We start from the raw sequence: 26,817 nt of genomic DNA on the forward strand, positions 1-26,817 counted from the left end.
ACGCAGGTTGGCTTCGGTCGCAAGCTCCCTCGAGCCAACGGGGATCCGGCCCTCCCCCACGTCGGCTGAGCGAGGAACGAGCGAAGCCCAGACAGCGCCACACCGCCCACCCCGCTGGTCGAGTAGGCCCGCCAGGGCCGTATCGAGACCCCGCTACCGGTCTCGATACGCTCGTTCCTCGCTACTCGACCAGCGGGACTCCCGAGCAAGCGGGCTCTCACGCAGGTTGGCTTCGGTCGCAAGCTCTCTCGAGCCAACGGGGACCGGCCCTCCCCACGTCGGCTGAGCGAGGAACGAGCGAAGCCCTGACAGTGCCAGACAGCGCAGCCCGCCGCCTTCGGTCGCACGCTCCCTCGAGCCAACGGGAGAGCGGGAGCGCCGGCATCCGGGCAAAGAAAAAGCTCCAAGACGGCGAGATCTTGGAGCTTTAAAGGTGGGCATCGGCCCTGTAGCTGAGGCGGGGATCGATCCCGCGACCTCACGATTATGAGTCGTGCGCTCTAACCATCTGAGCTACTCAGCCGTGGGCTCTATGTGAACACAAAGCCAGGGCCCCGACCGGGATTTGAACCCGGGACCCCTTCCTTACCATGGAAGTGCTCTACCACTGAGCTATCGGGGCGAAACCATGTTCTCCGTGAAGCTCACGGTGAATTTGGCAACCAGTAGAGATTATCAAAAGATTTGGGCCCTCGTGACCACTACGGCGTTTTCACGCCGGAAAATGCCCACGCGGCGAAGCTCGGGCCATGCGCGCTGAGCCGGATTTCGCCGTCGGATTCCGCCAGCTGCACGCCGGGCGCACCGGCAACTTCCGCGCCAAACAAGGGCTGCAGGCCCATTGCGTCGCCCGCGCCGCCGCCGAGCGCGGCGACCGGAATCGTCACGGAAAAGTCGCCACGCCCGGCCGTCACGAGCACAGAATTTTCTTCCGACTCGCGCACGAACACCAGCACGTCGTCGCCGATGTGCAGCCAGCGCATGCCGCCGCCGTTCAGCGCCGGCTGGCCGCGGCGCAGCGCGATCAACTCGGTGTAGAGGCGGGTGGTGTCCTGGGCGAGCGCCGCGGCATCCGCGGCCCGGTCCTGCTCCAGCAGCGGCCACGGGATGGGCGTGCGCGAGGCCTCGCCGTCGACGCCGGTCAGGCCGAACTCGTCGCCGGCGAAGACCACGGGGATGCCGGGCAGCGTCACCGAGAGGCCGAGCGCGACGGGCACGGCGCCCGGCAGCGCGCTGGTGGCAAAGCGCGGGGTGTCGTGGGTGTTCAGCGCGTTCAGCGTGCCGAGGCGGGTGCGCCACGGGAAGCCGGCGACGAAGCGGGTGTGCACCGCGTGGAACTGCCGCCCGGTGTAGCTGGGCACCCGGTTGCCGGCGAAGCCGATGCCGCCGGCCGCCTCGCTGCCCGGCCGCATCAGCCAGCTCCACAGCGGCCGGGTGAATGTCGTGTAGGTCATCGCGCCGTGCCAGGCGTCGCCCTGGAAGTCGCTGGCGGCGTCGTTGGTCGACTCCCCCAGCAGGATCGTGTCCGGGTTGACCTCGACCATGGTGCGCCGGATCGTCTGGCGCACCTCGGCGTTCAGGTCCTCCGCGCCGAGCCGCCCGGTCATGTTGGCGACGTCGATGCGCCAGCCGTCGAGGTGGAACGGCGGCTTCAGCCAGCGGGCGACGACCGAGTCCGGCCCCTCGATGAAGCGGCGGCGCAGCTCCTTGGACGCCCAGTTGAACTTCGGCAGGCTGGGCACGCCGAGCCAGGACTCGTAGCCGTCGTTGGCGGCGTCCTTCCAGTAGTAGAAGTCGCTCTCGGGCGCCTCCGGGTGGTGGTGCGCCGCCAGGAACCACTCGTGCGCGTCGCCGGAGTGGTTGCTGGTGAGGTCGCCGATGACGCGGATGCCGCGGGCGTGCGCCGCCTCCACGAGCCGCACGAGGGCCTCGTCGCCGCCGAGCAGCGGGTCGACGGCGTCGAAGTTGGTGGCGTCGTAGCGGTGGTTGGAGCGGCCGGCGAAGACGGGCGTCAGGTAGAGCAGGGTGACGCCGAGGTCCGCCAGGTGGCCGAGGCGCTCGGTGACGCCGTCGAGGTCGCCGCCGTAGAACTGGGTGGAGCGTGCGGGCGGCTCCGGATCGACCGGGTCGCCCCAGGCTGCGGCGATCGCCCACTCCGGCAGCTCGCGCCCGTCGGCCGCGGCCGAGCGCGCGAAGCGGTCGGGGAACACCTGGTAGAGCACGCTGGAGGCGAGCCACTCGGGCGGGGCGCCGATATCCGCCGGGCTGGCGACGAGCTTGAAGTCCTCGGCGTCGAGGGGCTCGGTGTCGTGCAGGCCGGTGGCGTTCAGCCAGCGCTGGGCCGGGAGGCCGGCGCCCGCTGCGTCACCGGTGCCCGCGGCATCCGCCGCCGGCCCGGTCAGCAGGAACCGGTACCCGTGCACCGGGTTCTCGACCTCGACCTCGGCCTGCCACCAGGCCCAGCCGCCGTGCTCGCCGAGCAGCACGGCCGGGGCGAAGCGCGGTTCGTGGTTCGGGTTGGAGCGCACGCTCACGCCGTCGAGCGCGGCCAGGCCGAGCCCGGCCGGCCCCGCCTCCCCCGCGGGCACCCGCAGCCGCACCCGCACGGTCTCACCGAGCGCTGGCGTCTGGGTCGAGACGTGGAGTGGGGATCCGTCGTGGTGGGGTGCGAGCATGAAACCCATTCTCCGTCTCGTACGGTGTTGCGTGGGGCGGCGGTACGGCCTACTTGACCGAGCCCGCGGTCAGCCCGCCGACGATGTACTTCTGCAGGAACAGGAACACCGCCATGACCGGCAGGGCCGCCATCACGGCGCCGGCGCTGAACGCACTCCAGTCGGCGTAACGCGGGTTCGAGACCAGCTTGGTGAGGCCCACGGCGAGCGTCTGGTTCTCCGGGTCGATCAGGATCACGGATGCCACCACGAACTCGTTGATCGTGGCGATGAAGCTGAGCAGCGCCACGACGGCCAGGATCGGTGCGGCCAGGCGCAGGATGATGGTGAAGAAGATCCGCGCGTGGCTGGCCCCGTCGATCTTCGCCGCCTCGTCGATGGAGGCCGGGATCGTGTTGAAGAAGCCGTACATCAGGTAGGTGTTCACGCCGAGCGCGCCGCCCAGGTAGACCATGATCAGCCCGATGCGGGTGTTCAGGCCGAGGGCGGGGAACCAGTCGCCGATGCTCGACATGAGCAGGAAGATGGCCACGACGGCCAGCAGCTGCGGGAACATCTGGATGATGACGATCGACACCAGCCCGACGCGGCGGCCGGTGAAGCGCATCCGCGAGAAGGAGTAGGCGGCCAGCGCCCCGAGGAACACGGTGGCCAGCGCCGTGATGCCGGCGATGATCAGGGTGTTGACGAACCAGTCCGTGTACGGGATGTCGGGGCTGGAGAGGATGCGCGCGTAGCTGTCCAGGCCGATGGCCGAGAACAGCGCGTTCGAGCCGGTCAGGGTGCCCTTCGGGTTCAGCGAGGAGGAGAGCACGAACAGCAGCGGGAAGCAGGAGAAGACGATCATGACGACGCCGACGAGGTGGCGCCAGCCGGTCGCCCTGAACCAGCGGCCGACGTTGAACGGGCGCTTCTCGTACGTGCCGTATCCCGTGAGGCCCGCGCCGGGCCCACTGGTGATGGCGCGGGTGGACATGTCGTCGCTGTCGGCGCCCGGGGTCTTGGTCAGGGTGCTCATCAGTTGAGTTCCTCCAGCGCCTTGGTCTTGCGGAAGCTGATGATCGAGATGATCGCGACCACGATGAAGATGATGATCGTGAACGCGCTGGCCAGGCCGTAGTCACGTGTCTGACCAGTGAAGGCCACCTTGTAGACCATCGAGATCAGGATGTCGGTGTGCCCGACCGGTATGGGGGCGCTGGAGTCGCGCGGCCCGCCGTTGGTCAACATGTAGATCAGGTTGAAGTTGTTGAAGTTGAACGCGAAGGAGGCGATCAGCAGCGGCGCCAGCGAGACCAGCAGCAGCGGCAGCTTGATCAGCCGGAACACGGCCCAGGGCTTGGCCCCATCGACCGTCGCCGCCTCTTGCAGCTCCTCGGGGATCGACTGCAGCGCCCCCGTGCAGACGAGGAACATGTAGGGGAAGCCGAGCCAGAGGTTGACGATCAGGATGGAGACCTTCGCGAGCGTCGGATCGGTGAGCCAGGGGACGGCGGCTCCGCCGAGCAGAACCTGGTTGATGAAGCCGAAGCTCTCGTTCATCATGCCGGCCCAGACCAGGGCGGACAGGAACGACGGGAAGGCGTACGGGAGGATCATCAGCACGCGGTAGAACTTGCGGCCGCGCATGCGCATGTCGTTGAAGACGATGGCGAGGAAGAGCCCGAGGAAGAAGGTGGTCGCCACCGAGACGAGGGCGAACACGAAGGTCCAGATCGTCACGTAGACGAGCGGGCCGCGGATGCTCTCGTCGGTCAGGGCGCGGACGAAGTTGTCTGCACCGACGACGACCTGCCAGCCGGGCATCAGCTGCTCGCCGTCGGCGGACGTGAATGCGCCGGAGCCGTCATCCGTGTAGACGGTGTCGGTGCGGGTGTCGGTCATGGTGCCTGCGGCCTCGTCGTACTCGAGGTTCGAGACGTAGAGGTAGCCGCTGCTGCCGTCCGGGGTGCGCAGCGCGCCGTCGTTGGGGTCCTCGGACTCGGGCACGGCGAGGGCGGTGATCGCGTCGCTCTGCGCCAGGATCTCCTGGAAGCTCAGCGTGCTGTAGCCGTCAAGGCCGACGGCCTTGCCGCCGTCCATCTGGGCGTTGTCGACGGCGTGCAGGGGGGTCTCGGCGTTGCCGACCCGCACCGCCCCGTCGGGGTCGGTGACCAGCAGGTTCAGGGTGTCGCCCTGCTCGAGCACCGTGACGGCGAAGGTGGGCGAGTCCTCGACACGCTCGAGCGCGGAGCTCATCAGCGCGGAGACGGCCTGATCCTTGGTGCCGTTGTGGCCGGTGCCGTAGTTGGTGAAGCCGATGTAGGCCGTGTAGCCGAGCACGAAGACCTGGAAGATCAGCAGGAAGATCACGCCGGGCGTGAGGTACTTGGCGGGCAGTCGGCGCCGGCCGAGGTAGATCCAGTTGATGAGGCCCGTCGCGATGACGACGATGGCGGTGACGAGCCACTCGCGCTGCCCGACGAGGATGAAGATCGCGGTCAGCGCCAGTGCGTCGAGGATTCCGAGGGCGATGATCTTGACCAGCAGCACCTTGATGCCGGCGGATGCCAGATCGGCGATGTGGCCCGCCTGCCGTTGCCGCTTGCTGGGCTTCTCCGGGGTGGGTTCGCCGGCGTCAACGCCGACGTTGCTGGTCATGGTGCTCATTTACTGCCTGTTCTTCTCGACTGGTGGTGAGAAAAGCCGGAGCGGATGCTTGTGGCATCCGCCCCGGCTCACGAGGTTGTTACTTGTTGATTGCGGCCTGCACGTCGGCGGCGAGCTTCTGCCAGGTGGCGACGGGGTCCGCACCATTGATGATGTCAGCCTCGGCGATGCCCCAGTACTGCCAGACGGAGCCCATGGCCGGGATGGCGGGCATCGGGACGGCCTGGGCACCGACGGCGGCGAAGCCGGCGATGATCGGGTCGGAGGAGGCGGTGTCGGCGGCGGACTTCAGCGCGGGGAGCACGTTGCCGGCCTTGAACAGCTCGAGCTGGACCTCTTCGGTGCCGATGTAGTTGACCAGGAAGTCGTTGGCGGCAACCTTGTTCTTCGACTCGGAGGAGAGGTAGAAGCCCTTGACACCCGCGAACGGCGAGGCGACGTCGGCGGTCGGGCTCGGGACGGTGTCGATGGCGACGTTGATGCCGCCGTCGATGGCCGCGCCGACGTTCCACGGGCCGGTCAGCCAGAAGGCTGCCTTGCCGTCGAGGAATGCCTGCTTGGCGATCTCACCGTCGATGTCGGTGTTGAAGACGCCGGTGCCGTTCTTGCCTTGGCTGCCGAGCCAGGTGGCGAACTGCTCGCCGCCGGCGTTGCCGATCTGCAGGTCGGTGGCGTCGTAGCCCTTGTCGTTGGTGCCGAAGACGGGGGCGCCGAAGCCGGTCTGGAACGGGTACAGGTGGTAGGGGTTGCCCTCTGCGCCCTGCTCGACGACGAAGGGCTGCTCGAGGCCGGCGGCCTTGCCCTTGGCGATCATGTCGTCGAAGTTGGCGGCGGGCTCGGGGATCAGGTCGGCGTTGCGCAGCACGGCGATGTTCTCGACGGCGTACGGCAGCAGGTAGACGGATCCGTCGTAGGTGGCTGCGTCGATCGCGATCGGCAGGTAGTTGGCGGCGCTGTCGCCGAGCTCGAGCGGGGCAACGACACCGTTGGTCGAGAGCTCGCCGGCCCAGTCGTGGGCGCCCATGGTGATGTCCGGGCCCTTGCCGGTCGGCACCTGCTGGATGAAGTCATCCTTGATGGTGTTGTTGTCCTTGGAGACCAGCTTGACCTCGACACCGGTCTTCTCGGTGTAGGAGGCTGCCGCGCCCTTGAGGGCGTCGACGCGCTCGGCGTCCACCCAGACGGTGAGCGTTCCGGCGGAGGCGCCGGGCTTGTCGCTGGTGGGGGCGTCGGAGGTTCCGCTTGCGCAGCCCGCGAGTGCCAGAGTTGCAACGACCGCGACTGCACCGGCAGCCAGGAGGCCCTTCTTCTTCACCATCATTGGTGTGTGCCTTTCTATAAGCGCTGTGAGTGGCCTCGCAGTCGCCCGGCGCACCAGTTGGTGCCCCGCTACGCCCGAGAGGCCGTTCTCTCGATGTGCTGCCTGTCGCGGTGCCGCCAACAATGCAAGCGATTACATGTATACCCGCTCGGCTCGGCATACACAAACCGCCGTGATCCGATCGTTACCTGTGGATACGCAAACTAGTCGTTCTACTTCGGGGACCCGCTGCCGCGGTCGCGTATGTAACCGCTTCCATTTTCGGGAAATCCGGCCTAAAGTATGCGACATGACTTCAGAGTGGTGGCGCACTGCCGCGATTTACCAGATTTACCCCCGCTCGTTCGCAGACGCGAACGGCGACGGCATGGGCGACCTCGCCGGCATCAGCTCGCGGCTGCCCGCGCTGGCCGAGCTCGGCATCGACGCGATCTGGCTCTCGCCGTTCCAGACCTCGCCGCAGCGCGACGGCGGCTACGACGTGGCCGACTACTGCGATGTCGACCCGCTGTTCGGCACGCTGGCGGACTTCGACGCAATGCTGGCCGAGGCGCATGAGCGCGGCATCCGGGTCATCATCGACCTGGTTCCGAACCACTCCTCGAGCGACCACCCCTGGTTCCAGGCGGCGCTGGCGGCACCGGAGGGCAGCGCGGAGCGCGGCCGCTACCTGTTCCGCGACGGCACCGGCGAGAACGGCGAGCTGCCCCCGAACAACTGGGAGTCGGTGTTCGGCGGCCGCGCCTGGACCCGGGTGACCGAGCCGGACGGCACGCCCGGCCAGTGGTACCTGCACCTCTTCGACAGCTCGCAGCCCGACTTCGACTGGTCGAACGAGGAGGTGCGAGAGGAGTTCCGCCGCATCCTGCGCTTCTGGCTTGACCGCGGCGTCGACGGCTTCCGCGTCGATGTCGCACACGGCTTGGTCAAGGCCGACGGCCTGCCCGACTACACGCCGCCCGCCGATGGCGGCAGCATGGGCGGCGCGGCCGGCCTCGAGGGCCTGCTCGAGGGCGCGCTGGACGAGCTGCCGAGTGCGCCGTACTGGGCGCAGGACGGCGTGCACGAGATCTACCGCGACTGGCGCTCGCTGCTCAACGAGTACGAGGGCGACCGCATCCTCGCCGCCGAGGCGTGGGTCGACCCGCTCCCCCGCACCGCCCTGTGGGTGCGCCCGGACGAGATGCACCAGGCGTTCAACTTCGCCTACCTCGAGACGCCGTGGAAGGCCGACGCCCTCCGCACGGTCATCGACGACTCGTTGGCGACCTTCGCCTCGGTCGGCGCCCCGAGCACCTGGGTGCTCTCCAACCACGACGTCGTGCGGCACGCCTCGCGCCTCGCGCTGACCGCCGAGAACCCGCAGGGCCACGGCATCGGTCCGAAGTCGAAGGGCCTGCCCATCGCCGAGCTCGGCCTGCGCCGCGCCCGCGCCGCGACCGCCCTCATGCTCGCCCTGCCGGGCAGCGCCTACATCTACCAGGGTGAGGAGCTCGGCCTGCCCGAGGTCATCGGCTTGCCGGACGACGCCCGTCAGGACCCGACCTGGTTCCGCACCAACGGGGAGCGCTACGGCCGCGACGGATGCCGCGTGCCGCTGCCCTGGGAGGGCGACGCGCCCTCGTACGGCTTCGGCCCGAGCGACGCCTCCTGGCTGCCGCAGCCGGCCGAGTGGGCGACGCTGGCACGCGACCGGCAGAGCGGCGTCGAGGGCTCGACCCTCGAGCTGTACAAGAGCGCGCTCGCCCTGCGCAAGCAGCACGCGCTCGGCGCGGGCACGCTGGAGTGGCTGGATGCCGAGGCGCTCGGCGTCGACGGCTCCAGCGCCGCTGACGTGGTCGCGTTCCGCAACGGGGCCGTGACCGTCATCGGCAACACCGGCTCGGAGCCGGTGGCACTGCCGGAGTCGCTCGGGGCCACAGTGCTGCTGGCCAGCGGGCCGCTCGGCTCCGCCGACGGCGCCCGCTTGCTGCCGGCCGACACGACCGTCTGGCTCAGCGCCTAGGCACAGCCTCAGAAAAAGCAGGAGGAGAGCCCTACCGACCGCCCATGCGGCGTCGGCGCGGCTCTCCTCCTGCTTTTGTGCACCCGCACGACCGGGGTGCCGCAGAGGCAGCGGCCGCGGGCTGGTCCTGTGTTTCGCTCAGCACACCGGGCCGCGATGCACGCCGCGGCGCACCAGGGCCAGCAGCCCGGCCTCAACGCGCTCACGCTGCTGCATGACCATCGCGTAGCTCACCCGCACCACCAGATAGCCATGCTGGATCAGTTCCCAATCCCGCTCCCGATCCTCCTCGAACCGTCCCTCGTGGAAGCCGCGGCCGTCCAGCTCTACGACCAGCCGGTCCCCGATCAACAGGTCGACGCGGCCGACCCCGGCGATCTGTACCTGGCTGCGCAGGCGCACGCCGTGCGAGCGCATCAGCAGCCGCACGATCGTCTCGAGGCCGGACTGGCTTCCGGCATCCGCCTTGTCGACGCTCGCCCGGCGCGTTGACAGAATCAGCGCCTTCAGCTCCGGCAGTTGCCAGACGCCGAGCTTGCCGCTGTTCAGCGCCGAGTCCAGAGCGACGAGGGCGGAGACTTCGTCGGAGCAGTTGAACATCTCGGCGAGAGCCCGGAGAAGCGGGTCTGCCGCGATGCTCACCCGGTCGCTTCTGTAGTGCACGCAGACGCCGTGCCGCCCCGGCACTAGCCGCCCGCCGCCGCTGGGCGCCGCGAGTCGACTCGTGCTCGAGCGCACTCGCAGGTGCAGGAGCGGGTCGGCGATCGTCCAGAGGCCGTACAACGCGGCCGCCGAGGCGCCGGTGAGCGTGCCCCCGACTCGCACGGCCCGCACCAGCTCTGCGGGAGCCCCGGAGCATGCGAACCAGCCGTTGCGCACACGAAAGATCTCGCCACGACGCAGTGCCGCGGCGACGGCTGGACGACTGACACCGGCGCGTTCCAAGCCAGAGTAGTGGGCGACTCCTCCGAGGGAGGAAAGAACCTGAGAGACGAGGGCGATGGGCATGCCTCATCGTCTCCACGCCGGCCGCGGTGCGACGGGCGCGCCTGCGAGCTGTGGACAGCTGCGGGGCGAACGGGCGCTGTGCACAACAGGCGCCGTGCACAACAGACGCGGTGCGCAACAGGCGTCACCGCCGCGGCCAGCGCGGCAACGGGACGGCCTCGGCGAAAACACAGGAGCAAACGGCACCGGCCGCCGCATGGCGGTGTGGCTGGCGTGTGCTCCTGTGTTTCGGAGCAGGAGCTAGTTCGTGTTGGCGTACAGCCAGTCGAGCGGGTCGGTCTTCGTGCCGTTGATCCCGCCCAAGCGGATCTCGAAGTGCAGGTGCGGGCCCGTGCTCATGCCGGTGGTGCCCGTGTTGCCGATCACGTCGCCCACCTTGACGACGTCGCCGGCGCTGTAGCGCATCGTTCCGTGCTGCATGTGGGCGTACACGCTGGTGATGGTCTCACCGTTGATCTGGTGCTCGATCATCATGTGCACGCCGAGGCTGCCCTCGCCGTCCTCGGCGAGCGTCACAACGCCATCGGCGATGGACTGGATCTCGGCCCCGAGGCCCGGGTTGAAGTCCTGGCCGCCGTGGTTGCTGGAGCAGCCAGCGCAGTCGCGGTAGCCGAAGCGGTCGCCGACGTGCACTCCGACGGCGAACGGCCACTGCACGGCGCCGTTCGGGTTGTTGACGAAGGTGGCTTCCATCCGGATGCCGCTGGCCGCCGCAGCCTCTGCGATGGTGGCCGTCTCGTAGTCGTCGGCCTGCACGGTGATCGAGTCGGCGCCGCTGGCGATGACCGACTGGCCGGGCTCGGACTTGCTCGGCATCTTCGCGATCAGGGCGGCAGCCTTGACGTCGTCGGCCGTCAGCAGCGCCTCGGCGGGAACAGAGGTGGCCACGGCCATCAGCGCTACGAAGCCCATGGCGAGCACAACGGTCGTCTTGGTCGCGACGCGGCGGGTGATCGAGCGCGCGGTGGCTCTCGGGGCGCTGGGCGCGCTCGAGGCGCGCGGCCCGGGGCGTCCGCCTGCGCTGCTGCGCCGGCGGGGAGCCAGGTCGTCGGCCTGTGCGCTGCGCGCGGAGCCGGAAGGCACGGATTCGCCGGCCAGGGAGCCGGCGGCCAGCGCCTCGGCGAACAGCGCGTCGACGCTCAGGGAATCGGCGGTGAGGGACTCGACGCTCAGCGTGCCGACGGTGGTGTCATCGTCGCCCAGCTCGTCGTCCAGGGCATCGGCGGGCGGGGTGTCGAGGCCACCGGCGCTGAGCTCGCTGGCGCCCAGGGCCTCGACGGGGCCGCGAGTGCGTGCGCCGCGACGGGGGCCGGGGTCGGCCACGGGCGCACCGGGCACGATCGCGTCGAAGTCGACGTCTGCCGCGCGACGCGAACGGCGAAGCACGGGCGCCTCGGCCGAATCGGCCGGCGCAGCGAAGGCTGCCGGGGCCGCCGCGTGCATGAAGTCTTCGGCGGAGGCCAGCGGAGCGGGCTCGCGCGGCGGCAGCAGGAGGGAGCTGAGCAGATCGGAGTAGGACTCCGCGGTGTGCGCCTCTGGCTGCGGGATGGTCGGGAGGATCGCTGTGCGCGTGGGCACCTCATCGGCGACCGGAGCGACGGCGATCGGCAGAACAGCCGTGGCCGGCTCCTGCGAACCGTTCGCGGCGAGCTCCAACGCCCGCTCGCGCTCGCGCATTTCGCGACGAGTCAACGGTTGCGCGGGCGCCCCGGCGTCCGGCGTCGCCAAGCCAGCTGTGCCGGAGGCGGGGGCATCCGGGGCAGTATGTTCAGCAGGCAAGTGGGGGACTCTCGGCGAGGTGGACGGGAAGCATTACGAGGTGATCACCTTGGGCTCACCCAGGTAACGAATTCATAAAGGCTAACCTCCTGCGTCTGAAAAGGCTATGCAGGTCTATTCAATCACCCCCGGACGGGGGCAGTCCATTCGGGGGGCACTGCGCGCCGCCGCCCGGCACCGGCCGAGCCGCTCGGTACAGCACGTGCGCGCTCAATCGGTCCGAGGCGGCCAGGGCGGGGTGGGCGAAATCGTCGGCCGGGTCGCGCGTCATCCCGATGCGCTCCATCACCCGCCGCGAGCGCAGGTTTCCCGCCGCAGTGAACGAGACGATCTCGACCAGGCCGAGCGCGTCGAAGCCGAAGGCGAGTGCCGCGGATGCCGCCTCGCTGGCGTAGCCATTGCCCCACGAGTCGGCGGCCAGCCGCCAGCCCACTTCGACGGCCGGCCGCTCCGGCGAGGTGAAGTGGGCGGTGAAGCCCGGTCGGGAGAGGCCGACGAAGCCGATGAACTCCCCCGTGCCGCGCAGCTCAACCGCCCACAGCCCGAAGCCGTGCCGCTCGAAGCCCTGCTCGATGCGCTCGATCAGGGCATCGGATGCCGCGGCATCCAACACCGCCGGGAAGTGCTCCATCACCCGCGGGTCGGCGTTGAGCGCAGCGAACGGCGCCCGGTCGGCCTCGTTCCAGCGGCGCAGCAGCAGGCGCTCCGTCGTGAGCCGGGGCCCAGGAAGGTCGCCGCTCACTCCGTGGCCAGGAGGGCGCCGTGCAGCGCGGCGAACAGCTCCGGCTCCGCTGCGATCAGCAGTTCGGCGGTCGCGGGGGCGCCGTTCCGGCCGGCCACCAGCGCGCCGGCCTCGGCCGCGATGAGGGCGCCGGCCGCGTGGTCCCACGGATTGAGGTGGCGCTCGTAGTAGCCGTCGAGGCGGCCGGCCGCCACGGCGCAGAGGTCCAGCGCGGCCGAGCCGACGCGGCGGATGTCGCGCACGAGCGGCAGCAGCGTGCGCAGCACCTCGGCCTGCGCCGCCCGGCGCTCGGCCGTGTAGGAGAAGCCGGTGCCGATCAGGGCGTGGGCGAGCACGGCACCGCGGTTGACCAGCAACCGCTCGGGGGCGGCGTCCGGCGAGCCGACGTGCTCGAGCCAGGCCCCGCCGCCGGCTGATGCCACGAAGAGCTCGCCGGTGCTCGGCGCGTAGACCACGCCGGCGAGCGCCCGCCAGCCCGCGGTTGGCTCGGCGCCGGCGTCACCGGTCTCGCCCAGCTCTCCGACGGCGATGCTGATCGCCCACGCGGGGCTGCCGTAGAGGTAGTTGACGGTGCCGTCGATCGGGTCGACGACCCAGACCAGACCGGAGCTGCCGGCCGCAGCATCCGACTCCTCCCCATAGAAGGCGTCGTCGGGGCGCTCCAGCGCGATCAGGGCGCGGATCAGCGCCTCCGTCTCGCGGTCGGCCGCCGTGACGATGTCGACGTCGCTCGATTTGCTCGCCGCCACGCTGACCCCCTCGCGCCGGCGCTCGGCCGCCAGGGCCCCGGCTTGGAGGGCGATCCGGCGGGCCATGTCCAACAGTTCAGCGCTCATGCCCCCACGCTACCCCGCCCCTCGAAGGCGGGGGCGGGGCCATGCAAGCCCGGCGGCGCGGGTCGTGCGGATGCTACGCGGCGAGCGCCTCACGCGTGGCGGCGAGGCCGTCGCGCAGCGGGGTGGTCGGGCGGCCGAGCAGCCGGGCGAGCTCACCGCTCGTCTCGGCAAGCAGGCCGTCGCGGATGTTGCCGTCCAGCGCGACGACGAAGCCGGCCGTTCCGGCGTCGAGCCCGGCCTGCTCCAGCGCGGCCAGGTGCTGCTCCGGGGTGAGGCTGCGGTAGGCGACGGGGTGCCCGAGCAGCTCGGCCGCAACGGCGGCGAGCTCGGCGTGCGTCCATGCGACATCGCCGTTCAGTTCGTAGACCTGGCCGACGTGGCTCGGGTCGGCCAGCGCAACGGCGGCGGCCTCGGCGTAGTCCGCGCGGCTGGCGCTCGCGACGAGGCCGTCGCCGACGCTGGCCACGATCTCGCCGCCGGCGGCCTGGTCGAGTGCGCCGGCGTAGTTCTCGGTGTACCAGCCGTTGCGCAGGATCGTCGCCGGGATCCCGGACGCCGCGATGAGCTCCTCCGTCGCCTTGTGCTCGGGGGCCAGGATCAGCGCGGACGTGGTGGCGTGCGGGGCACTGGTGTAGACGAGGCGCGCGACGCCGGCCGCCTTGGCCGCCTCGATCACGGTGGCGTGCTGGGCGACGCGCTGGCCGACCTCGCTGCCGGAGATGAGCAACACCGCCTCGGCGCCGGCGAAGGCCTGCTCGAGTGCGGCCCCGTCGCTGTAGTCGGCGACGGCGGTGCGGATGCCGCGCGCGCCCAGTCCGGCCAGGCGCTGCTCGTTGCGGCCCGTGCCGACGATGTTCGCGGCGGGCACGCCGCGCGCGAGCAGCGCGTCGATGACGAGGGTGCCGAGCTGGCCGGTTGCTCCGGTGATGACGAGGGTCATGGTCTTCCTTTCGAGCGCGCCCCGACGGGCGGCGAGATCCGCGGCCGTTCCGGCCGCTTCCGGGTACAACCGGCATCCGCTCGTGATACTTCCCATCCGCAGGTACCCACCTTTTGGTAAGGTACACACATGACGGTAAGAAATGTGCAGCCGCAGGCAATCCCGGGAACGACCGAGGGGATCTTCCCGGCGGCGTGCCCGAGCCGGACCGTTCTCGACCACGTCACGAGCAAGTGGGGCGTGCTCGTACTGCTGGCACTCTCGCGCGAGTCGCACCGCTGGGGCGAGCTCCGCCGCGGCATCGAGGGCATCAGCGAGAAGATGCTGGCGCAGACGCTGCGCACCCTCGAGCGGGATGGCTTCGTGCTGCGCGAGGCGCAGGCGGTGATCCCGCCGCGGGTCGACTACAGCCTCACCGCCCGCGGCCGGGAGCTCAGCGCGCACCTGCTGCCGCTGATGTCGTGGATCGACAGCAACGCGGCCGAGATCCTCGCTTCCGAGGCTCCCCCGACGACCCAGACGGCCTAGCCGCCCAGACTGCCGACCGCCCAGCCGCCCGGCCGGTGAGCGCCCGAGCGCCCGGGCCTACTGGCGCGCGGCAGCCTGGGCGGTCAGCGCCTGCACGACGTCCTCGAGCCCGGCCAGCCCACTGGACGCGGTGATCTGCGCGCCGATCGCCCGGCTGCGCGCGGCGTAGCCCGGGTCGACCAGCACCGTGCGCACGGCGGCTGCGACGGCATCCGGCGCCGGCTTGTGGCTGCGCAGGTTCACGCCGACGCCCGCCCACTCCACGCGGGCGTTCACCTCAAGCTTGTCCTCGGTGGTGCCGGCGACCACCAGCGGCACGCCGTGCTCGAGCGCGTAGTGCACCCCGCCGTAGCCACCGTTGCTGACGAACACGTCGGTGAGTGGCAGCAGCGCGTCGTAGGGCAGGTACTCGGCGGCGCGCACGTTGGAGGGCAGCGGCTGCGGCAGGCTCTCGACCGGGCGCCCGCCGGTGCTCACCAGCACCAGCACGTCCTCTCCGGCCAGCCCGCGCATGGCGGGCGCGATGAGCTCCTCGTAGTCCTTGTTCGCCACGGTGCCCTGGCTCACGTGCACGACGGGCCGGGAACCGTCGAGCTCGCCCCACCACTCCGGCAGCGGCGTCACGCTCGGGGTGGTGCGCGAGACGGGCCCGACGAAGTGAACGGTCTCGGGCAGCTCGCGGCGCGGGTACTCGAAGTCGGCGACGGTGAACTGCACGACCGCGTCGGCCTGCGAGGCGCCGCTCATGAAGAAGACGTCGAGCGGGCGCCCCGTCGTGGCGAGGATCATCGCCGCGGCCTCCTTCTGCAGCCCGCCGAAGATGAACTTCTCGGTGACCACCCGGAGCACGGCATTGCGCAGGCGGCCGGCGAGGCCGGGCTTGGGCAGGATGCCGAGGCCGAACGGCGCCGTGTCGACGCTGCCCAGGCCGAGCGGGATGATGCCCAGGCTGACGATGGCGGGGCGCTCCGCCCGGGGGCGGGCCAGCAGCCCCATCGAGCCGAGGAACATGCTCTCCACCAGGATGGCGTCGGTCGACTCGGCGAGCACCGCCTCATCGACGGCCCGGATCTGGGCGGGCGCCGGCCGCAGGAAGATGTTGCTGATGTCCCAGCGGATGCCGGGCACGCCGCTCTTGCCGACCCGTCCGGGGAACGCGGCATCCATGTCGGTGTCGTCGTAGTCGGCCTCCGCCGGCAGCTGCAGGTGCTCGGCGCCGATGGCGGCCACGGCGTCGCGGTAGCGGGCGCCGGTCAGGAAGCGCACCCGGTGCCCCTGCGCCACGAGGTGGCGCGCGACGGCGAGCAGCGGCGTGACGTGGCCGTGGACGGGGGTGCTGCAGATCAAGTAGGAGGTCATGACGCGTCTTTCAGAAATGGGGATGATGGGCACCCGCCAGCCCCGACTGGTGTGCGCACTAGAATTGTCTGTACCGCAGAAGTATTCACTACCTTGAGAGGCCAGTCAATATGTCGGATGAGATTGCCCCACCCGCGACGCGCAGCTACAACTCCTCGCTGCGCGCCGGCCAGGCGGCGGAGACGCGGCGCCGCATCCTCGAGGCCGCCGCCGAGTGCTTCTCGGCCACCGGCTACGGCGGCACCTCGCTCGCCGACATCGCGAGGGCCGCGGGCGTCTCCGTGGAGACCGTGAAGCTGAACGGCCCCAAGCGCGATCTGCTGCTGGCCGCCTTCGAGCAGAGCTTCGCCGGCCGCGAGGGGCGCGACTCGCTCGCCGACCACGAGCCCATCGCCGCCATCACCGAGACGGCGGATGACGCCGACTACCTCCGCGGGATCGTGCACTTCGTGGCCGAGGCCAACCGGCGCAGCAGCCGGCTCTGGGCCGCCTTCCTCGCCGCCGCCTCGTCCGACTCGGTCGTCGCCGAGGAGCTCGCCGCCCTTCAGCAGCGGCGCCGCGCCGACTTCCACACACTCGTCGCCGTGCTGACCGAGCGCGGCATGGTGGCGGCCAGCGCTCCGCCGGCACGCCTGGCCGAGGCGCTGTCCTTCCTCGTGTCGCCGGAGAGCTACGGGCAGCTGGTGCGGGAGTCCGGCTGGAGCCAGGCCGACTACGAGGCCTGGCTGGCGCGCACGATCATCCTGCTCGCACGGGAGGGCTGGCCGGCCTGAGGCAGCACGGCGGCGCGGGGCGAGATGGTGCCCCGCCGGGAGCAAGGGGGCACCGGCGACTGTTCCCCCCTGGGTCGCCGGCACCAGCTCGTGTCCCCCGACCGAGCGTGTCCCTTAGTACGATCGTACTATATTTTGCGTACAGCGCCAGAGGCGGCTCACAGAAACCGCTGCGGGTCGATGACGCCGAGCAGGCGCAGTTGGCGCTGCAGCATCTCCTCGATCCGCTCGGGCAGGTCCTCGCGCTGGGTGAGCCGCTGCGAGGTCTCCTGCACCCCCGTGAAGGTGGCGACCAGGTGCCAGCCCTCCGTCTCGAAGTCGAGGCCGGGCGGGATGTCGCCGGCATCCGTCGCATCGCGCAGGCACTGCGCCATCACGGCCATCCAGCCGACATAGGGCGTGGGGAAGACGACGGGGATGATGTCGTACTCGCGCACGAGGCGCACGGCGGCCCGCACGCGGACGTTGTCGCGGAAGGCCCGGGAGACGGCGCGGATCGACGCGACGATCGCGGCGACGCCGCGCGGCGGCGGGTTCACAGAGACGACATTGGCGAACGGGGCCTGCGCGAACGCGGACTGCACGAGCGTGACGGCGATGTCGACCTTGGCCTTGAAGTGGTACTGCACCAGGCCCTTGCCGACGCCGGCCCGCTCGGCGATGCCGCCGATCGACGTGCCGGCGTAACCCCGGTCGGCAAACTCCTCTGCGGCCACCGCGAGGATGCGCTCCCGTGTCTCGACCGAGCGCGCTGTGGGAGCCATCATGTCGATCTAACTCCTCTGCGCACCGTGGGTGGAGTCAAGTTTCGCAGAGCGGCCCCGCAGCGCGCTGTGAGGCCGCTCGAAAACCCGTGAATGTTACGCCCCCTGTTCAGGGGTCGTGGCGCGGCGTAACATCGTGCCGGGCGGAGCCGCCCATCCGGCATCACGGGCACTGCGCCCGAGGAAGAGGTCCACCGTGAGCAGCTTGACCGAATCGGAACAGCTCGAAGTCGCACGCGCCAATGAGTCGGAGGCCCGGCCAGTGGTGTTCATCCACGGGCTTTGGCTGCTCTCCAGCAGCTGGCAGAAGTGGCGGGAGCTGTTCGAGGACAACGGCTACGTCACTCTGGCGCCGGGCTGGCCGGACGACCCGGACAGTGTCGAGGCGGCCAGGAAGGACCCGGAGGTCTTCGCGAAGAAGATGGTCAAGCAGGTGACAGAGCACTACCTGGAGGCGATCTCGGCGCTCACCCAGCAGCCGGTCGTCATCGGCCACTCCTTCGGCGGGCTGATCGCGCAGAAGATCGCCGGCGAGGGGGCAGCCTCCTCGACGGTGTCCATCGACAACGCCCCGTTCCAAGGCGTGCTGACGCTGCCGCGCTCCTCGCTCAAGTCGGCGTTCCCGGTGCTGCGGAACCCGGCGAACGTCAACCGTGCTGTCGCGCTCACCTTCGAGGAGTTCACCTTCGGCTGGGCGAACAACCTCGACGAGGCGGAGGCGCGCGAGCTCTACGAGACCTACCACGTGCCCGCCTCCGGCGTCCCGCTGTTCCAGGCGGCCACGGCCAACCTCAACCCCTTCGCCGAGACGAAGGTCGACACCAAGGCGGATGCGCGCGGGCCGCTGCTGCTCATCGCCGGCGAGAAGGACAACACGGTGCCGCCGGCCATCGTCCACGCCAGCTACGAGCTGCAGTCGAAGAACCCGGGGGTGACCGAGCTCGTGACGATCCCGGGCCGCGGGCACTCGCTCACCATCGACTCCGGCTGGCGCGAGGTGGCCGACGAGGCGCTCGCCTTCGTGCTGAAGTATTCGCCGCCGCTCAGCGGGTAGCCCCGGCATCCGAGAACGAAAAAACCCCGGAATCTCAGTGATTCCGGGGTTTTGCCTGTGGCGAGTGAGGGATTCGAACCCCCGAATGCTGAGCAGTCTGATTTACAGTCAGATCCCTTTGGCCGCTTGGGTAACTCGCCAGTGCGCACCCGACCATATGTATCCACCTGACCGAAGACGCTCCACAATCATACGTATCAACGGCCATCTCGTGAAATTGAGGAAACGGCGAGTGGAAACCCGGGCGTTTCGGATGCTGTGGCGCCCGCCCCGCCGACGGCGCGCGGGCGGCCCGGCGGCACCGCGGCGGGGCCTCCTCGCTAGACTTCAGGCGTATCCCGCAGGCACAACGGAAGGTGGCCGCAGCATGGCCGGCATCGAAGAGGTGGCGAAGCTCGCCGGCGTCTCGACCGCCACCGTCTCGCGCGCGCTGAGCGGAAACGGCTCCGTCTCCGAGCCCACCAAGCTCAAGGTCGAACTCGCCGCCGACGCGCTCGGCTACGTCGTCTCCTCGAACGCGTCGAGCCTGGCCTCCGGTCGCACCCGCAACATCGGCGTCGTGGTGCCGTTCCTCAACCGCTGGTTCTTCTCCACCGTGTTGGAGGGCGCCCAGCAGGCGCTGCTGCGCGACGGCTACGACGTCACCCTCTACAACCTGGCCGGCAACGGCAGCGAGCGGCAGAGCGTGTTCGAGCACTTCCTGCTGCGCCAGCGGGTCGACGCCGTCATCGCCATCTCGCTCGAGCTGACCGGCGACGAGGTCGCCCGTCTTCACCGGCTGAAGAAGCCGCTCGTCGGCGTCGGCGGGCCGATCCCCGGCGTCCGCACCCTCGCCGTCGACGACGCCGCCGTGGCCCGCCTGGCCACCGATCACCTGATCGCCCTCGGCCACCGCCGCATCGGCCACATCGGCGGTGTGCTCGAACTCGACGTCGACTTCCACCTGCCGTCCAGCCGCCGCGTCGGCTATGAGAGCGCCCTGGTGGATGCCGGCCTGCCCGTCGACCCCGCCCTGTTCCGCCCGGCCGACTTCACCATCCAGGGCGGCTACCAGGCGGCGAAGCAGCTGCTCGGCAGCCCGCACGGCCGGCCGAGCGCGATCTACGCGGCCAGCGACGAGATGGCGATCGGCGCGATCCTCGCCGCGAAGGACCTCGGGCTGAGCGTGCCGCGGGACGTCTCGATCATCGGCATCGACGACCACGACCTCGCCGACTTCTTCGGGCTGAGCACGGTGGCTCAGTACCCGCGGGCGCAGGGCGAGAAGGCGGTGCAGATGCTGATGGAGGAGCTGCACCCCGAGCGGAACTACCCCGTGCAGCCCTCGGTGGCGCTGCCGTTCGACCTGGTGGTGCGCTCCAGCACCGCCACGCCGGCCCCGGCGTAGCCGCACGGCCGCCTTGCCCCGCCCGCGAAAGCGCGCCGCGGGCTAACATCGAGGCATGGCTGATTCCACTTTTGACATCGTCTCCAAGGTCGACCCGATGGAGGGCGAGAACGCCCTGCACCAGGCCCAGAAGGAAGTTGCCCAGCGCTACGACTTCAAGAACGTCGGCGCCTCGATCGAGCAGAGCGGCGAGAAGGTCCTCATCAAGGCGAACAGCGAGGAGCGCGCCAAGGCGATCCTCGAGGTCTACGAGGCCAAGCTGATCAAGCGCGGCATCTCGCTGCGCAGCCTGGATGCCGGCGAGCCCTTCGCCTCCGGCAAGGAGTACCGCATCGAGACCTCGCTGAAGGCCGGCATCGACTCGGAGAACGCGAAGAAGATCAACAAGATCATCCGCGACGAGGCGCCCAAGAGCGTCAAGAGCCAGATCCAGGGCGACGAGCTCCGGGTCTCCTCCAAGAGCCGCGACGACCTGCAGGAGACCATGTCGCTGCTGAAGGGCAAAGACCTCGACGTCGCCCTGCAGTTCGTCAACTTCCGCTGATGACCGAGGAGCCGGCCTCGTCCGCGACGCCCACCGATCAGGCGGGGCGCCCGGGCGGGGCCGGCATCCCCGGGATCGACGTGCCCGACCGGCGCGGTCGCACCGGCCTCGACCAGGCCGGGCGGGGCCTCACCGGCAACCCGCGCGTGACCGTGCGCGAGGTGCGCGTGCTCACCTCGAACTGGTTCGTCACCCGCTCCACCTCCTTTGACTTCCAGCACAGCGACGGCCACGTCTCCGTCGAGGAGCGCGAGACCTACGACCGCGGTGACGGCGCCTGCATCCTGCTCTACAACGTGGCCAGGCGCACCGTGCTGCTGAGCCGCCAGTTCCGCTTCCCCGCGTACGTGAACGGGCATCCGGACGGCAACCTCATCGAGGTCGCGGCCGGTCTGCTCGACGACGACGACCCGGAGTCGGCGATCCGGCGCGAGGCCGAGGAGGAGACCGGGCACACGATCGGCCCGGTCGAGCACGTGTTCGACGTGTTCATGAGCCCCGGCTCGGTCACCGAGCGGCTGCACTTCTTCGCGGCGCCCTACGACGAGGGCACGCGCTCCGGCGCCGGCGGCGGCCTGCAGGAGGAGGGCGAGGACATCGAGGTGCTCGAACTCGGCATCGACGAGGCCCTCGCCAGGATCGGCACCGACATCGTCGACGCCAAGACCATCATGCTGCTGCAGTGGTCGGCCCTCACGGGCCCCTTCGCCCGCGCCTAGGGCGCGCCCCGCTCGTTCGCCGGCATTCTCTGGGCGCGGCGGGCGGATGTCAGCGCGGCAGGTAGCCGCGCAGCCAGCGGGTCATGGCGGCGAAGGCAGCCTCGCGCACCGGCTTGGACGAGAGGATCACGTCGTGGATCGCGTCGTCCAGCCGCTCCACCGTCACGCTCGGGCCGAGCCGGAGCGAGCGCACCGCGATGTCGTCGACGACGAGCACGCTGTCGCTGGTGAGCATCGCCGGCGACCAGACCAGTGAGATGGTCGAGCGGGTCGACATCATGGAGAGCACGGGGGCGTCGACGTCGATGCCCGCGGCGACGGTGCCGTGGCCGCGCAGCACGGCCTTCAGCCAGGCCGGGTGGATGGGGAAGCCGCGTTGCGGGCGCCACTGCTTGTTGTAGACCCACTCGCCATCGAGGTCTTTGGAGACGGTGCGCGTGTAGAAGCCGAGGTCGACGGTCGGCAGCGGCGCCAGCGGGGCCACCTTCGCGCCGAGGACGACGGCCGGGGCGATCACCTCGCGGCCGATGCCGCGCGCCTGGAACTCCAGCCAGGGGCTGTTCAGCACGAGCGCCTGCGCCCGGCCGTGGTGCCGCGCCGCCCAGAGGCTGAGCGTGAGACCTCCGGTGGAGTGCCCCATCAGGATCAGCGGCCGACGCCTGTCGACGTGCACCCTGGGCCCGGGCTTGACCGCCCCGTGCCCGATGGCCTCCAGCGCCGCCTCGATGTCCTCGTCGTAGATGCTCAGCTCGTCGACGAAGCCGGGCGTCTGGTGGGGCAGCAGGCTGCGGCCGTACTTGCGCAGGTCGAGCGCGTAGAAGCGCGCCCCCATGCTGCGCCAGTACTCGGCGAGGTGGGTCTGGAAGAAGTAGTCCGACCAGCCGTGCACGTAGAGCACATCCGCGCCGTCGGCCGGCAGCGTGCGCAGGTCCAGCGGGCGCATGGCGGTGTAGCGCACGAGCGTCGCCACGACCTCGCCCTCCGCATCGGGCTTCAGCGGCAGTGTCAGCTGCTCGAAGTTGCCGCCCAGCACGTCGGGCACCCACTGCTCGGCCTCGCGCGAATCGGTCACGGGCCCACCCTAGTGCCCCGGCATCCGCCGCCGCCGAGAAAGGAAAGAGTGCCCAGATCGGGGCGGGATCCCGGGGATCGTCCGTCTCTGGGCACTCTGTCCTGCAGTCGGAGCGAGGCGGCCTAGGCCTGCGCGGCGGCCTCGGTGCCGGTCGAGATGTCGACCATCTCCTCGCGGGGCACGACCTTGATGCGGGCCCGGCCCTGCGCCTCGCCGAGAGCCTTCTCGTGCTCGTCGAGGTTGTGCCAGCCGTCGAGGTCGGTGTAGCGGATGCCGCGCTCGTCGAGCATCTTCACGACGCTCTCCTCGTCGGGCTGCTCGGGGGTCCACCAGTTGCCGAGGTCGTTGATCAGGTGGCGCACCGTCTCCATGGCGTCGGACTTGGTGTGCCCGATCAGGCCGACGGGGCCGCGCTTGATCCAGCCGGTGGCGTAGACGCCGTACATCTGCTGGCTGTGGCCGGTCTCCGGGTCCTTGACCAGCACCTGGCCCTCCCGGTTGGGGATGACGCCGCGCTTCTTGTCGAACGGCACGCCGGGCAGCGGCGAGCCGAAGTAGCCGACGGCGCGGTAGATGGCCTGAATCGGGATCTCGCGGATCTCGCCGGTGCCCACGACGCCGCCCTCGCCGTCGGGCGCGGTGCGCTCGAAGCGGAAGCCGCCGACGTGGCCGTTGCCGTCGTCGAGCACCTCGAGCGGCTTGGCGAAGAAGTGCAGGTGCAGGCGACGGCTGGCCTGGCCGACTTCGCGCTGGCGCCACTGGTTCAGCACCTTGTCGATGACAAAGACCTGCTTGTTGCCGGCGACGGCGGCGCGGGCCGCGTCGTCGTAGTCGAAGTCCTCGTCGTAGACGATCATGTCGACGTCGCGCAGCTCGCCGAGCTCGCGCAGTTCGAGCGGTGTGAATTTGACCGAGGTCGGGCCGCGGCGTCCGAACACGTGCACGTCGGTGACCGGGGACTCCTTGAGGCCGGCGTAAACGTTGTCGGGGATCTCGGTGACGAGCAGGTCGTCGGCGTGCTTCGCCAGGATGCGCGACACGTCGAGGGCGACGTTGCCGTTGCCGATGACGGCGACCTCGCGGGCCTCCAGCGGCCACTCGCGCGGGAAGTCGGGGTGACCGTCGAACCAGCTGACGAACTCGGCGGCGCCATAGCTGCCCTCCAGCTCGATGCCGGGGATGCTCAGGTCGGCGTCCTTGACGGCGCCGGTGGCGAAGATGACGGCGTTGTAGTGCCGTTTGAGGTCTTCGAGCGTGATGTCCTCGCCGAACTTGACGTTGCCGAAGATGCGGATGTCGCCGCGGTCGAGCACCTCGCGCAGCGCGTTGATGATGCCCTTGATGCGGGGGTGATCCGGCGCGACGCCGTAGCGCACGAGCCCGTACGGCGCCGGGAGGGCGTCGAACAGGTCGATCGACACGTCGAAGGACTTCTCGGCCTTCAACAGGATGTCGGCGGCGTAGATGCCGGCGGGGCCGGCTCCTACGATGGCCAGGCGAAGCTTGGTCATGGGTTCGTCCTCACTTGAGCTAACTGGAACGCTCGACGATGGTGTCTGCAAAACGGGTCAGTGCTTTCTTGACGCTGCCGTCGGGCAGCGGGGCCAGCGCGGCCACGGCGTTGCGCGCCCAGCTGTGCGCCTCGGCCAGGGTGGATGCGGTGACGGCGTGCTCGCGCAGCTCGTCGACGAGGGCGGCGCTCTGTGCGACGGCCGCGGCGCGCAGCGCCGGGTCGCCGTCCGGGGCGGGCAGCGGGGTGCCGAGCACGTGCTCCTGGAGGCGCGCGAGCAGGTCGGCTGCCCCGGCATCCGTCATGGCCAGCTCGCGCAGGCGCAGCAGCGGCAGGGTGACGACGCCGGCGTGCAGGTCGGTGCCGGGCACCTTGCCGGTCTCCTCCGGCTGCTGCGAGAGGTCGATGACATCGTCGATGAGCTGGAAGGCGACGCCGATGCGCTCGCCGAACTCGACGATGGGCCGCTCGAACGCGCTCGGCGCGTTCGAGAAGATGATCCCGGCCTGGGCGGCGGCGGCGATGAGCGAGCCGGTCTTGTCGGCGAGCACGTTGATGTAGTGCTCGACCGGGTCGTCTTCGGGGTTCGGGCCGACGGTCTCGTGCAGCTGCCCGAGGACGAGGCGCTCGAAGGTGTCTGCCTGCAGGCGGATGGCGCCCTCGCCGAGGCCGGCCATGAGCTGGCTGGCGCGGGCGAACAGCAGGTCGCCGGCGAGGATGGCGACGGAGTTGCCCCAGACGGTCTGCGCGCTGGGCACGCCGCGGCGCTTGTCAGCGTCGTCCATGACGTCGTCGTGGTAGAGCGAGGCGAGGTGGGTGATCTCGATGGCCTGGGCCGCCGTGATGACCTCGTCGGTGACGCCGTCGCCGAGGTGCGCGGTGAGCAGCGTCAGCATCGGGCGCACCCGCTTGCCGCCGGCGTTCAGCAGGTAGCGGGTGGTGACGTCGGCGATCGCGTCGGCGAACCGCACCTCGCGCAGCAGGCCCTCCTCGATACGGTCGAGGCCGGCGTCGATCGATTTGGCGAGACTGCGGTCGGCGGATGTCGCAAGGATGCGGTCACTGAGACCGAGCTGCGATGCAAGGGCACTGCCGCGACGCACAACGGGGACACTCGGTTTCACTGTTACAGCCTAACGATTGCGATGTGTTTAGGATGCCGCGGTCTCGGGGGGCGACGCGGGAGGAGTTTCGGGGGTGCGGGGCTTGGCCGCGCTCGGCTTCGCGGGTGCGGGCTTCACGGCAGCGGGCTTCGCGGGTGCGGGCTTCGCGGGTGCGGGCTTCGCAGCAGCGGGCTTGGCAGCGGCCGGCTTCGCGGGTGCGGGCTTCACAGCGGCCGGCTTGGCGGCGGCAGCCTTCGCGGGTGCGGGCTTGGCGGCAGCAGCCTTCTCAGTCGTGGGCTTCGCGGCCCTCGTCTCGGCGGCCGGGGCGGCGGCGGGCACGGCCTCGACGGCCGGGGCCTCCTGCGCGGCATCCGCGGCGGGGGCCGCGTCGAGCGGCTTCACGCCGCGGTGCAGGGCGACGACGCCGAGGGTGAGGTTGCGGAACTCGACGCCGGTGAAACCGGCCCGGCGCAGCCACGAGGCGAGCGTGCGCTGGTCCGGCCACTCGCGGATCGACTCGTTGAGGTAGTCGTAGGCGGCGTCGTTGGTGCTGGCCAGCTTGACCAGGGTCGGCATGACGTAGCGCTGGTAGCAGCCGTAGCCCCAGCGCACGAAGCCGGCGGGCGGGGTGGAGAACTCGCAGATGACGACGCGGCCGCCGGGCTTGGTGACCCGGTAGAACTCGGCCAGGGCCTTCTCCGGCTCGACGACGTTGCGCAGGCCGAAGCTGATCGTGACGGCGTCGAACTCGTTGTCGGCGAAGGGCAGGGCCGTGGCATCCGCCTCGACGAACTCGATGTTCGACATGTGCGCCTGGCGCTTGCGGCCGACCTCGATCATGCCGGGCGAGAAGTCGCCGGCCACGACGTGCGCGCCGCTGGCGGCGAGGCTGGCGCTGGAGGTGCCCGTTCCTGCGGCCATGTCAAGGATGCGTTCGCCGCGCTTGGGACCGACCGCCTTGGTGGTTGCAACCCGCCACAGCGTGGCGTTGCCCATGCTCAAGACGGCATTCGTGCGGTCGTATCCCTCGGCGACCTCGTCGAACATGGCGGCAACTTGCGCCGGGCGCTTGCTCAGGTCTGCTTTGGTCACGTACTCAAGTGTATCGAGCATGGAGGGTTCTCCCTGAGAGTTACCGGGCATCGCCCAGCACGCTGGCCCGTAGTCTGGTGCGGTGACTGTTTCGGATGCTCGCCTGCCCGTTCTGCACGTGGAGACCTCGCCGCTTCCCGGGCCCGTCGACGACCTGGCCGAGCTGGCCGCGCTCGTCGACGCCCGCGACCCGCTGCTCTGGCAGCGCCGCGGCGACGGGCTCGCCGGCATCGGGGAGATCCTGCGCCTCGAGTTTCACGGGCCGAGCCGATTCGCCGATGCGGCGACCGCCTGGCGCACGATCGTGGCGCAGGCCAGCGTCGTCGACCCGCTCGGGGTTCCCGGCTCGGGTCTTCTCGCCTTCGGCGCCTTCGCCTTCTCGGCGTTCTCCGGCCAGAGCAGCGTGCTGATCGTGCCCGAGCTCATCGTCGGCAAGCGCGACGGTGCGTGCTGGGTGACCCGGGTGAGCACGGCGGATGCCGCGGCCGAGGCCGCGTCGCCGCCCGCGCCGCCGACCGAGCTGCCCGCCGCGCGGCCGTTCGGGCCCGAGTACTCGGTCACGCTCAGCCCCGGCTCCCTCGATGCGCAGGGCTACCTGGCGCTCGTGGGCGAGGCGATCGAGCGCATCAACCGGCACGAGGTGGGCAAGGTGGTGCTCGCCCGCGACCTCGTCGGCCAGCTGCCGCCCGGCGCCGACCTGCGCCGGGTGCTGCGGGTGCTGGCCGCCGGCTACCCGGACTGCTGGACCTACGCCGTCGACGGCCTCGTCGGATCCAGCCCGGAGACGCTGATCCGCGCGCACCACGGCGATCTGAGCGCGCGCGTGCTGGCCGGCACGATCTCCCGCGGCCCCGACCCGGCCTCCGACCAGGCCGCGGCCGTGGCCCTCGCCACCTCGGAGAAGGACAACGACGAGCATGAGTTCGCCGTGCAGAGCCTGCTGGCCACGCTGCGCCC

At 70.3% G+C, this 26,817-nt stretch carries 23 protein-coding genes and 3 tRNA genes; 8 read left to right on the plus strand and 18 right to left on the minus strand.

What is annotated here, in order from left to right:
* Positions 1 to 449: 449 nt before the first annotated feature.
* The 6 genes from GY24_RS12415 to GY24_RS12440 all read right to left on the minus strand — a co-directional run bounded on the left by GY24_RS12415 (position 450) and on the right by GY24_RS12440 (position 6,645).
* Positions 450 to 523 (minus strand) — tRNA-Met (locus tag GY24_RS12415).
* Between the two features lie 27 nt (positions 524 to 550).
* Positions 551 to 622: transfer RNA gene (locus tag GY24_RS12420), tRNA-Thr, on the minus strand.
* A 79-nt stretch (positions 623 to 701) separates the two neighbouring features.
* A complete protein-coding gene (locus GY24_RS12425) occupies positions 702 to 2,675 on the minus strand; it encodes a glycoside hydrolase family 13 protein (protein WP_233279348.1) in 1,974 nt (657 codons plus the stop codon).
* 49 nt (positions 2,676 to 2,724) lie between these two features.
* The gene (locus GY24_RS12430) at positions 2,725 to 3,693 is read right to left on the minus strand and encodes a sugar ABC transporter permease (RefSeq protein ID WP_233279349.1); all 969 of its coding nucleotides are present in this window, start codon (positions 3,691 to 3,693) and stop codon (positions 2,725 to 2,727) included.
* Positions 3,693 to 5,315: an ABC transporter permease subunit gene (locus tag GY24_RS12435; RefSeq protein ID WP_104476281.1), complete on the minus strand. Its 1,623-nt coding sequence runs from the start codon at positions 5,313 to 5,315 to the stop codon at positions 3,693 to 3,695. The genes GY24_RS12430 and GY24_RS12435 overlap by 1 nt, the downstream gene beginning before the upstream one ends.
* Before the next feature lie 88 nt (positions 5,316 to 5,403).
* Positions 5,404 to 6,645, minus strand: coding sequence for a sugar ABC transporter substrate-binding protein (locus tag GY24_RS12440; RefSeq protein WP_104476244.1), 1,242 nt, complete (start codon positions 6,643 to 6,645; stop codon positions 5,404 to 5,406).
* 289 nt (positions 6,646 to 6,934) lie between these two features.
* Between GY24_RS12440 and GY24_RS12445 the strand changes: the two genes are divergently transcribed.
* Positions 6,935 to 8,650 (plus strand): glycoside hydrolase family 13 protein, encoded by a 1,716-nt coding sequence (locus tag GY24_RS12445; protein ID WP_104476246.1) that lies wholly within the window; start codon positions 6,935 to 6,937, stop codon positions 8,648 to 8,650.
* 138 nt (positions 8,651 to 8,788) lie between these two features.
* Here GY24_RS12445 and GY24_RS12450 read toward each other — a convergent pair whose 3' ends face one another.
* The 5 genes from GY24_RS12450 to GY24_RS12470 all read right to left on the minus strand — a co-directional run bounded on the left by GY24_RS12450 (position 8,789) and on the right by GY24_RS12470 (position 13,955).
* Positions 8,789 to 9,658, minus strand: coding sequence for an endonuclease domain-containing protein (locus GY24_RS12450; protein ID WP_104476248.1), 870 nt, complete (start codon positions 9,656 to 9,658; stop codon positions 8,789 to 8,791).
* A 240-nt stretch (positions 9,659 to 9,898) separates the two neighbouring features.
* Positions 9,899 to 11,335, minus strand: coding sequence for a peptidoglycan DD-metalloendopeptidase family protein (locus GY24_RS18215; protein WP_133161188.1), 1,437 nt, complete (start codon positions 11,333 to 11,335; stop codon positions 9,899 to 9,901).
* A gap of 220 nt (positions 11,336 to 11,555) precedes the next feature.
* Positions 11,556 to 12,179: a GNAT family N-acetyltransferase gene (locus GY24_RS12460; protein WP_104476251.1), complete on the minus strand. Its 624-nt coding sequence runs from the start codon at positions 12,177 to 12,179 to the stop codon at positions 11,556 to 11,558.
* Positions 12,176 to 13,015 carry an inositol monophosphatase family protein gene (locus tag GY24_RS12465; protein ID WP_104476253.1) on the minus strand — a complete coding sequence of 280 codons (840 nt, stop codon included), beginning with the start codon at positions 13,013 to 13,015 and terminating at the stop codon, positions 12,176 to 12,178. The genes GY24_RS12460 and GY24_RS12465 overlap by 4 nt, the downstream gene beginning before the upstream one ends.
* 73 nt (positions 13,016 to 13,088) lie before the next feature.
* The gene (locus tag GY24_RS12470) at positions 13,089 to 13,955 is read right to left on the minus strand and encodes an NAD(P)H-binding protein (RefSeq protein WP_104476256.1); all 867 of its coding nucleotides are present in this window, start codon (positions 13,953 to 13,955) and stop codon (positions 13,089 to 13,091) included.
* Positions 13,956 to 14,084: 129 nt separating this feature from the next.
* Between GY24_RS12470 and GY24_RS12475 the strand changes: the two genes are divergently transcribed.
* Positions 14,085 to 14,483, plus strand: coding sequence for a winged helix-turn-helix transcriptional regulator (locus GY24_RS12475; protein WP_104476258.1), 399 nt, complete (start codon positions 14,085 to 14,087; stop codon positions 14,481 to 14,483).
* Positions 14,484 to 14,540: 57 nt separating this feature from the next.
* Here GY24_RS12475 and GY24_RS12480 read toward each other — a convergent pair whose 3' ends face one another.
* Positions 14,541 to 15,842 (minus strand): glycosyltransferase, encoded by a 1,302-nt coding sequence (locus tag GY24_RS12480; protein WP_104476261.1) that lies wholly within the window; start codon positions 15,840 to 15,842, stop codon positions 14,541 to 14,543.
* Between the two features lie 110 nt (positions 15,843 to 15,952).
* Here GY24_RS12480 and GY24_RS12485 point away from each other — a divergent pair, with 110 nt between their 5' ends.
* Entirely contained in the window at positions 15,953 to 16,615 is a 663-nt protein-coding gene (locus GY24_RS12485; RefSeq protein WP_104476263.1) for a TetR/AcrR family transcriptional regulator, read from the plus strand.
* Positions 16,616 to 16,773: 158 nt separating this feature from the next.
* On the opposite strand, the gene GY24_RS12490 is transcribed toward GY24_RS12485, so the two are convergent.
* Positions 16,774 to 17,382 carry a TetR/AcrR family transcriptional regulator gene (locus GY24_RS12490; RefSeq protein ID WP_104476265.1) on the minus strand — a complete coding sequence of 203 codons (609 nt, stop codon included), beginning with the start codon at positions 17,380 to 17,382 and terminating at the stop codon, positions 16,774 to 16,776.
* A gap of 193 nt (positions 17,383 to 17,575) precedes the next feature.
* Here GY24_RS12490 and GY24_RS12495 point away from each other — a divergent pair, with 193 nt between their 5' ends.
* Positions 17,576 to 18,433 carry an alpha/beta hydrolase gene (locus GY24_RS12495; RefSeq protein ID WP_104476267.1) on the plus strand — a complete coding sequence of 286 codons (858 nt, stop codon included), beginning with the start codon at positions 17,576 to 17,578 and terminating at the stop codon, positions 18,431 to 18,433.
* Between the two features lie 58 nt (positions 18,434 to 18,491).
* Here the strand turns inward: GY24_RS12495 and GY24_RS12500 are convergent.
* Positions 18,492 to 18,573 (minus strand) — tRNA-Tyr (locus tag GY24_RS12500).
* A gap of 227 nt (positions 18,574 to 18,800) precedes the next feature.
* On the opposite strand from GY24_RS12500, the gene GY24_RS12505 reads away from it, so the two are divergent.
* Genes GY24_RS12505 through GY24_RS12515 form a run of 3 tightly spaced genes read left to right on the plus strand, consistent with a single transcriptional unit; the run spans position 18,801 to position 21,083 of the window.
* Positions 18,801 to 19,820 (plus strand): LacI family DNA-binding transcriptional regulator, encoded by a 1,020-nt coding sequence (locus GY24_RS12505; RefSeq protein WP_104476269.1) that lies wholly within the window; start codon positions 18,801 to 18,803, stop codon positions 19,818 to 19,820.
* 55 nt (positions 19,821 to 19,875) lie between these two features.
* A complete protein-coding gene (locus tag GY24_RS12510; protein ID WP_083362656.1) occupies positions 19,876 to 20,364 on the plus strand; it encodes a YajQ family cyclic di-GMP-binding protein in 489 nt (162 codons plus the stop codon).
* Positions 20,364 to 21,083: an NUDIX domain-containing protein gene (locus GY24_RS12515; RefSeq protein ID WP_104476271.1), complete on the plus strand. Its 720-nt coding sequence runs from the start codon at positions 20,364 to 20,366 to the stop codon at positions 21,081 to 21,083. The genes GY24_RS12510 and GY24_RS12515 overlap by 1 nt, the downstream gene beginning before the upstream one ends.
* Before the next feature lie 49 nt (positions 21,084 to 21,132).
* Here GY24_RS12515 and GY24_RS12520 read toward each other — a convergent pair whose 3' ends face one another.
* From GY24_RS12520 to ubiE, 4 genes are all read right to left on the minus strand, one after another.
* Positions 21,133 to 22,155: an alpha/beta hydrolase gene (locus tag GY24_RS12520; RefSeq protein WP_104476273.1), complete on the minus strand. Its 1,023-nt coding sequence runs from the start codon at positions 22,153 to 22,155 to the stop codon at positions 21,133 to 21,135.
* A gap of 122 nt (positions 22,156 to 22,277) precedes the next feature.
* Positions 22,278 to 23,666 carry an FAD-dependent oxidoreductase gene (locus GY24_RS12525; protein ID WP_104476275.1) on the minus strand — a complete coding sequence of 463 codons (1,389 nt, stop codon included), beginning with the start codon at positions 23,664 to 23,666 and terminating at the stop codon, positions 22,278 to 22,280.
* Between the two features lie 19 nt (positions 23,667 to 23,685).
* Complete coding sequence (locus GY24_RS12530) at positions 23,686 to 24,789, minus strand: polyprenyl synthetase family protein (protein WP_104476277.1); 1,104 nt, start codon at positions 24,787 to 24,789, stop codon at positions 23,686 to 23,688.
* Between the two features lie 27 nt (positions 24,790 to 24,816).
* Positions 24,817 to 25,860, minus strand: a complete 1,044-nt coding sequence (gene ubiE / locus GY24_RS12535) for a bifunctional demethylmenaquinone methyltransferase/2-methoxy-6-polyprenyl-1,4-benzoquinol methylase UbiE (protein ID WP_233279350.1) — start codon at positions 25,858 to 25,860, stop codon at positions 24,817 to 24,819.
* An 82-nt stretch (positions 25,861 to 25,942) separates the two neighbouring features.
* Here ubiE and GY24_RS12540 point away from each other — a divergent pair.
* Positions 25,943 to 26,817, plus strand: an 875-nt coding sequence (locus GY24_RS12540; protein ID WP_133161189.1) for a chorismate-binding protein, incomplete at its 3' end; no start/stop codon positions are given.

This window comes from Microterricola pindariensis (assembly GCF_002936985.1).
GTDB lineage: Bacteria > Actinomycetota > Actinomycetes > Actinomycetales > Microbacteriaceae > Microterricola > Microterricola pindariensis.

Excerpts from the sequence above, each read along its gene's own strand:
- GY24_RS12485 (WP_104476263.1), top strand. The coding sequence starts at position 15,953 with ATGTCGGATGAGATTGCCCCACCCGCGACGCGCAGCTACAACTCCTCG.
- GY24_RS12515 (WP_104476271.1), top strand. The coding sequence starts at position 20,364 with ATGACCGAGGAGCCGGCCTCGTCCGCGACGCCCACCGATCAGGCGGGG.
- GY24_RS12450 (WP_104476248.1), bottom strand. The coding sequence starts at position 9,658 with ATGCCCATCGCCCTCGTCTCTCAGGTTCTTTCCTCCCTCGGAGGAGTC.
- GY24_RS12465 (WP_104476253.1), bottom strand. The coding sequence starts at position 13,015 with ATGAGCGCTGAACTGTTGGACATGGCCCGCCGGATCGCCCTCCAAGCC.
- GY24_RS12490 (WP_104476265.1), bottom strand. The coding sequence starts at position 17,382 with ATGATGGCTCCCACAGCGCGCTCGGTCGAGACACGGGAGCGCATCCTC.
- GY24_RS12425 (WP_233279348.1), bottom strand. The coding sequence starts at position 2,675 with ATGCTCGCACCCCACCACGACGGATCCCCACTCCACGTCTCGACCCAG.
- GY24_RS12430 (WP_233279349.1), bottom strand. The coding sequence starts at position 3,693 with ATGAGCACCCTGACCAAGACCCCGGGCGCCGACAGCGACGACATGTCC.
- GY24_RS12525 (WP_104476275.1), bottom strand. The coding sequence starts at position 23,666 with ATGACCAAGCTTCGCCTGGCCATCGTAGGAGCCGGCCCCGCCGGCATC.
- GY24_RS12510 (WP_083362656.1), top strand. The coding sequence starts at position 19,876 with ATGGCTGATTCCACTTTTGACATCGTCTCCAAGGTCGACCCGATGGAG.
- GY24_RS12480 (WP_104476261.1), bottom strand. The coding sequence starts at position 15,842 with ATGACCTCCTACTTGATCTGCAGCACCCCCGTCCACGGCCACGTCACG.
- GY24_RS12470 (WP_104476256.1), bottom strand. The coding sequence starts at position 13,955 with ATGACCCTCGTCATCACCGGAGCAACCGGCCAGCTCGGCACCCTCGTC.
- GY24_RS12440 (WP_104476244.1), bottom strand. The coding sequence starts at position 6,645 with ATGATGGTGAAGAAGAAGGGCCTCCTGGCTGCCGGTGCAGTCGCGGTC.
- GY24_RS12505 (WP_104476269.1), top strand. The coding sequence starts at position 18,801 with ATGGCCGGCATCGAAGAGGTGGCGAAGCTCGCCGGCGTCTCGACCGCC.
- GY24_RS12475 (WP_104476258.1), top strand. The coding sequence starts at position 14,085 with ATGACGGTAAGAAATGTGCAGCCGCAGGCAATCCCGGGAACGACCGAG.
- GY24_RS12445 (WP_104476246.1), top strand. The coding sequence starts at position 6,935 with ATGACTTCAGAGTGGTGGCGCACTGCCGCGATTTACCAGATTTACCCC.
- GY24_RS18215 (WP_133161188.1), bottom strand. The coding sequence starts at position 11,335 with ATGCGCGAGCGCGAGCGGGCGTTGGAGCTCGCCGCGAACGGTTCGCAG.
- GY24_RS12435 (WP_104476281.1), bottom strand. The coding sequence starts at position 5,315 with ATGACCAGCAACGTCGGCGTTGACGCCGGCGAACCCACCCCGGAGAAG.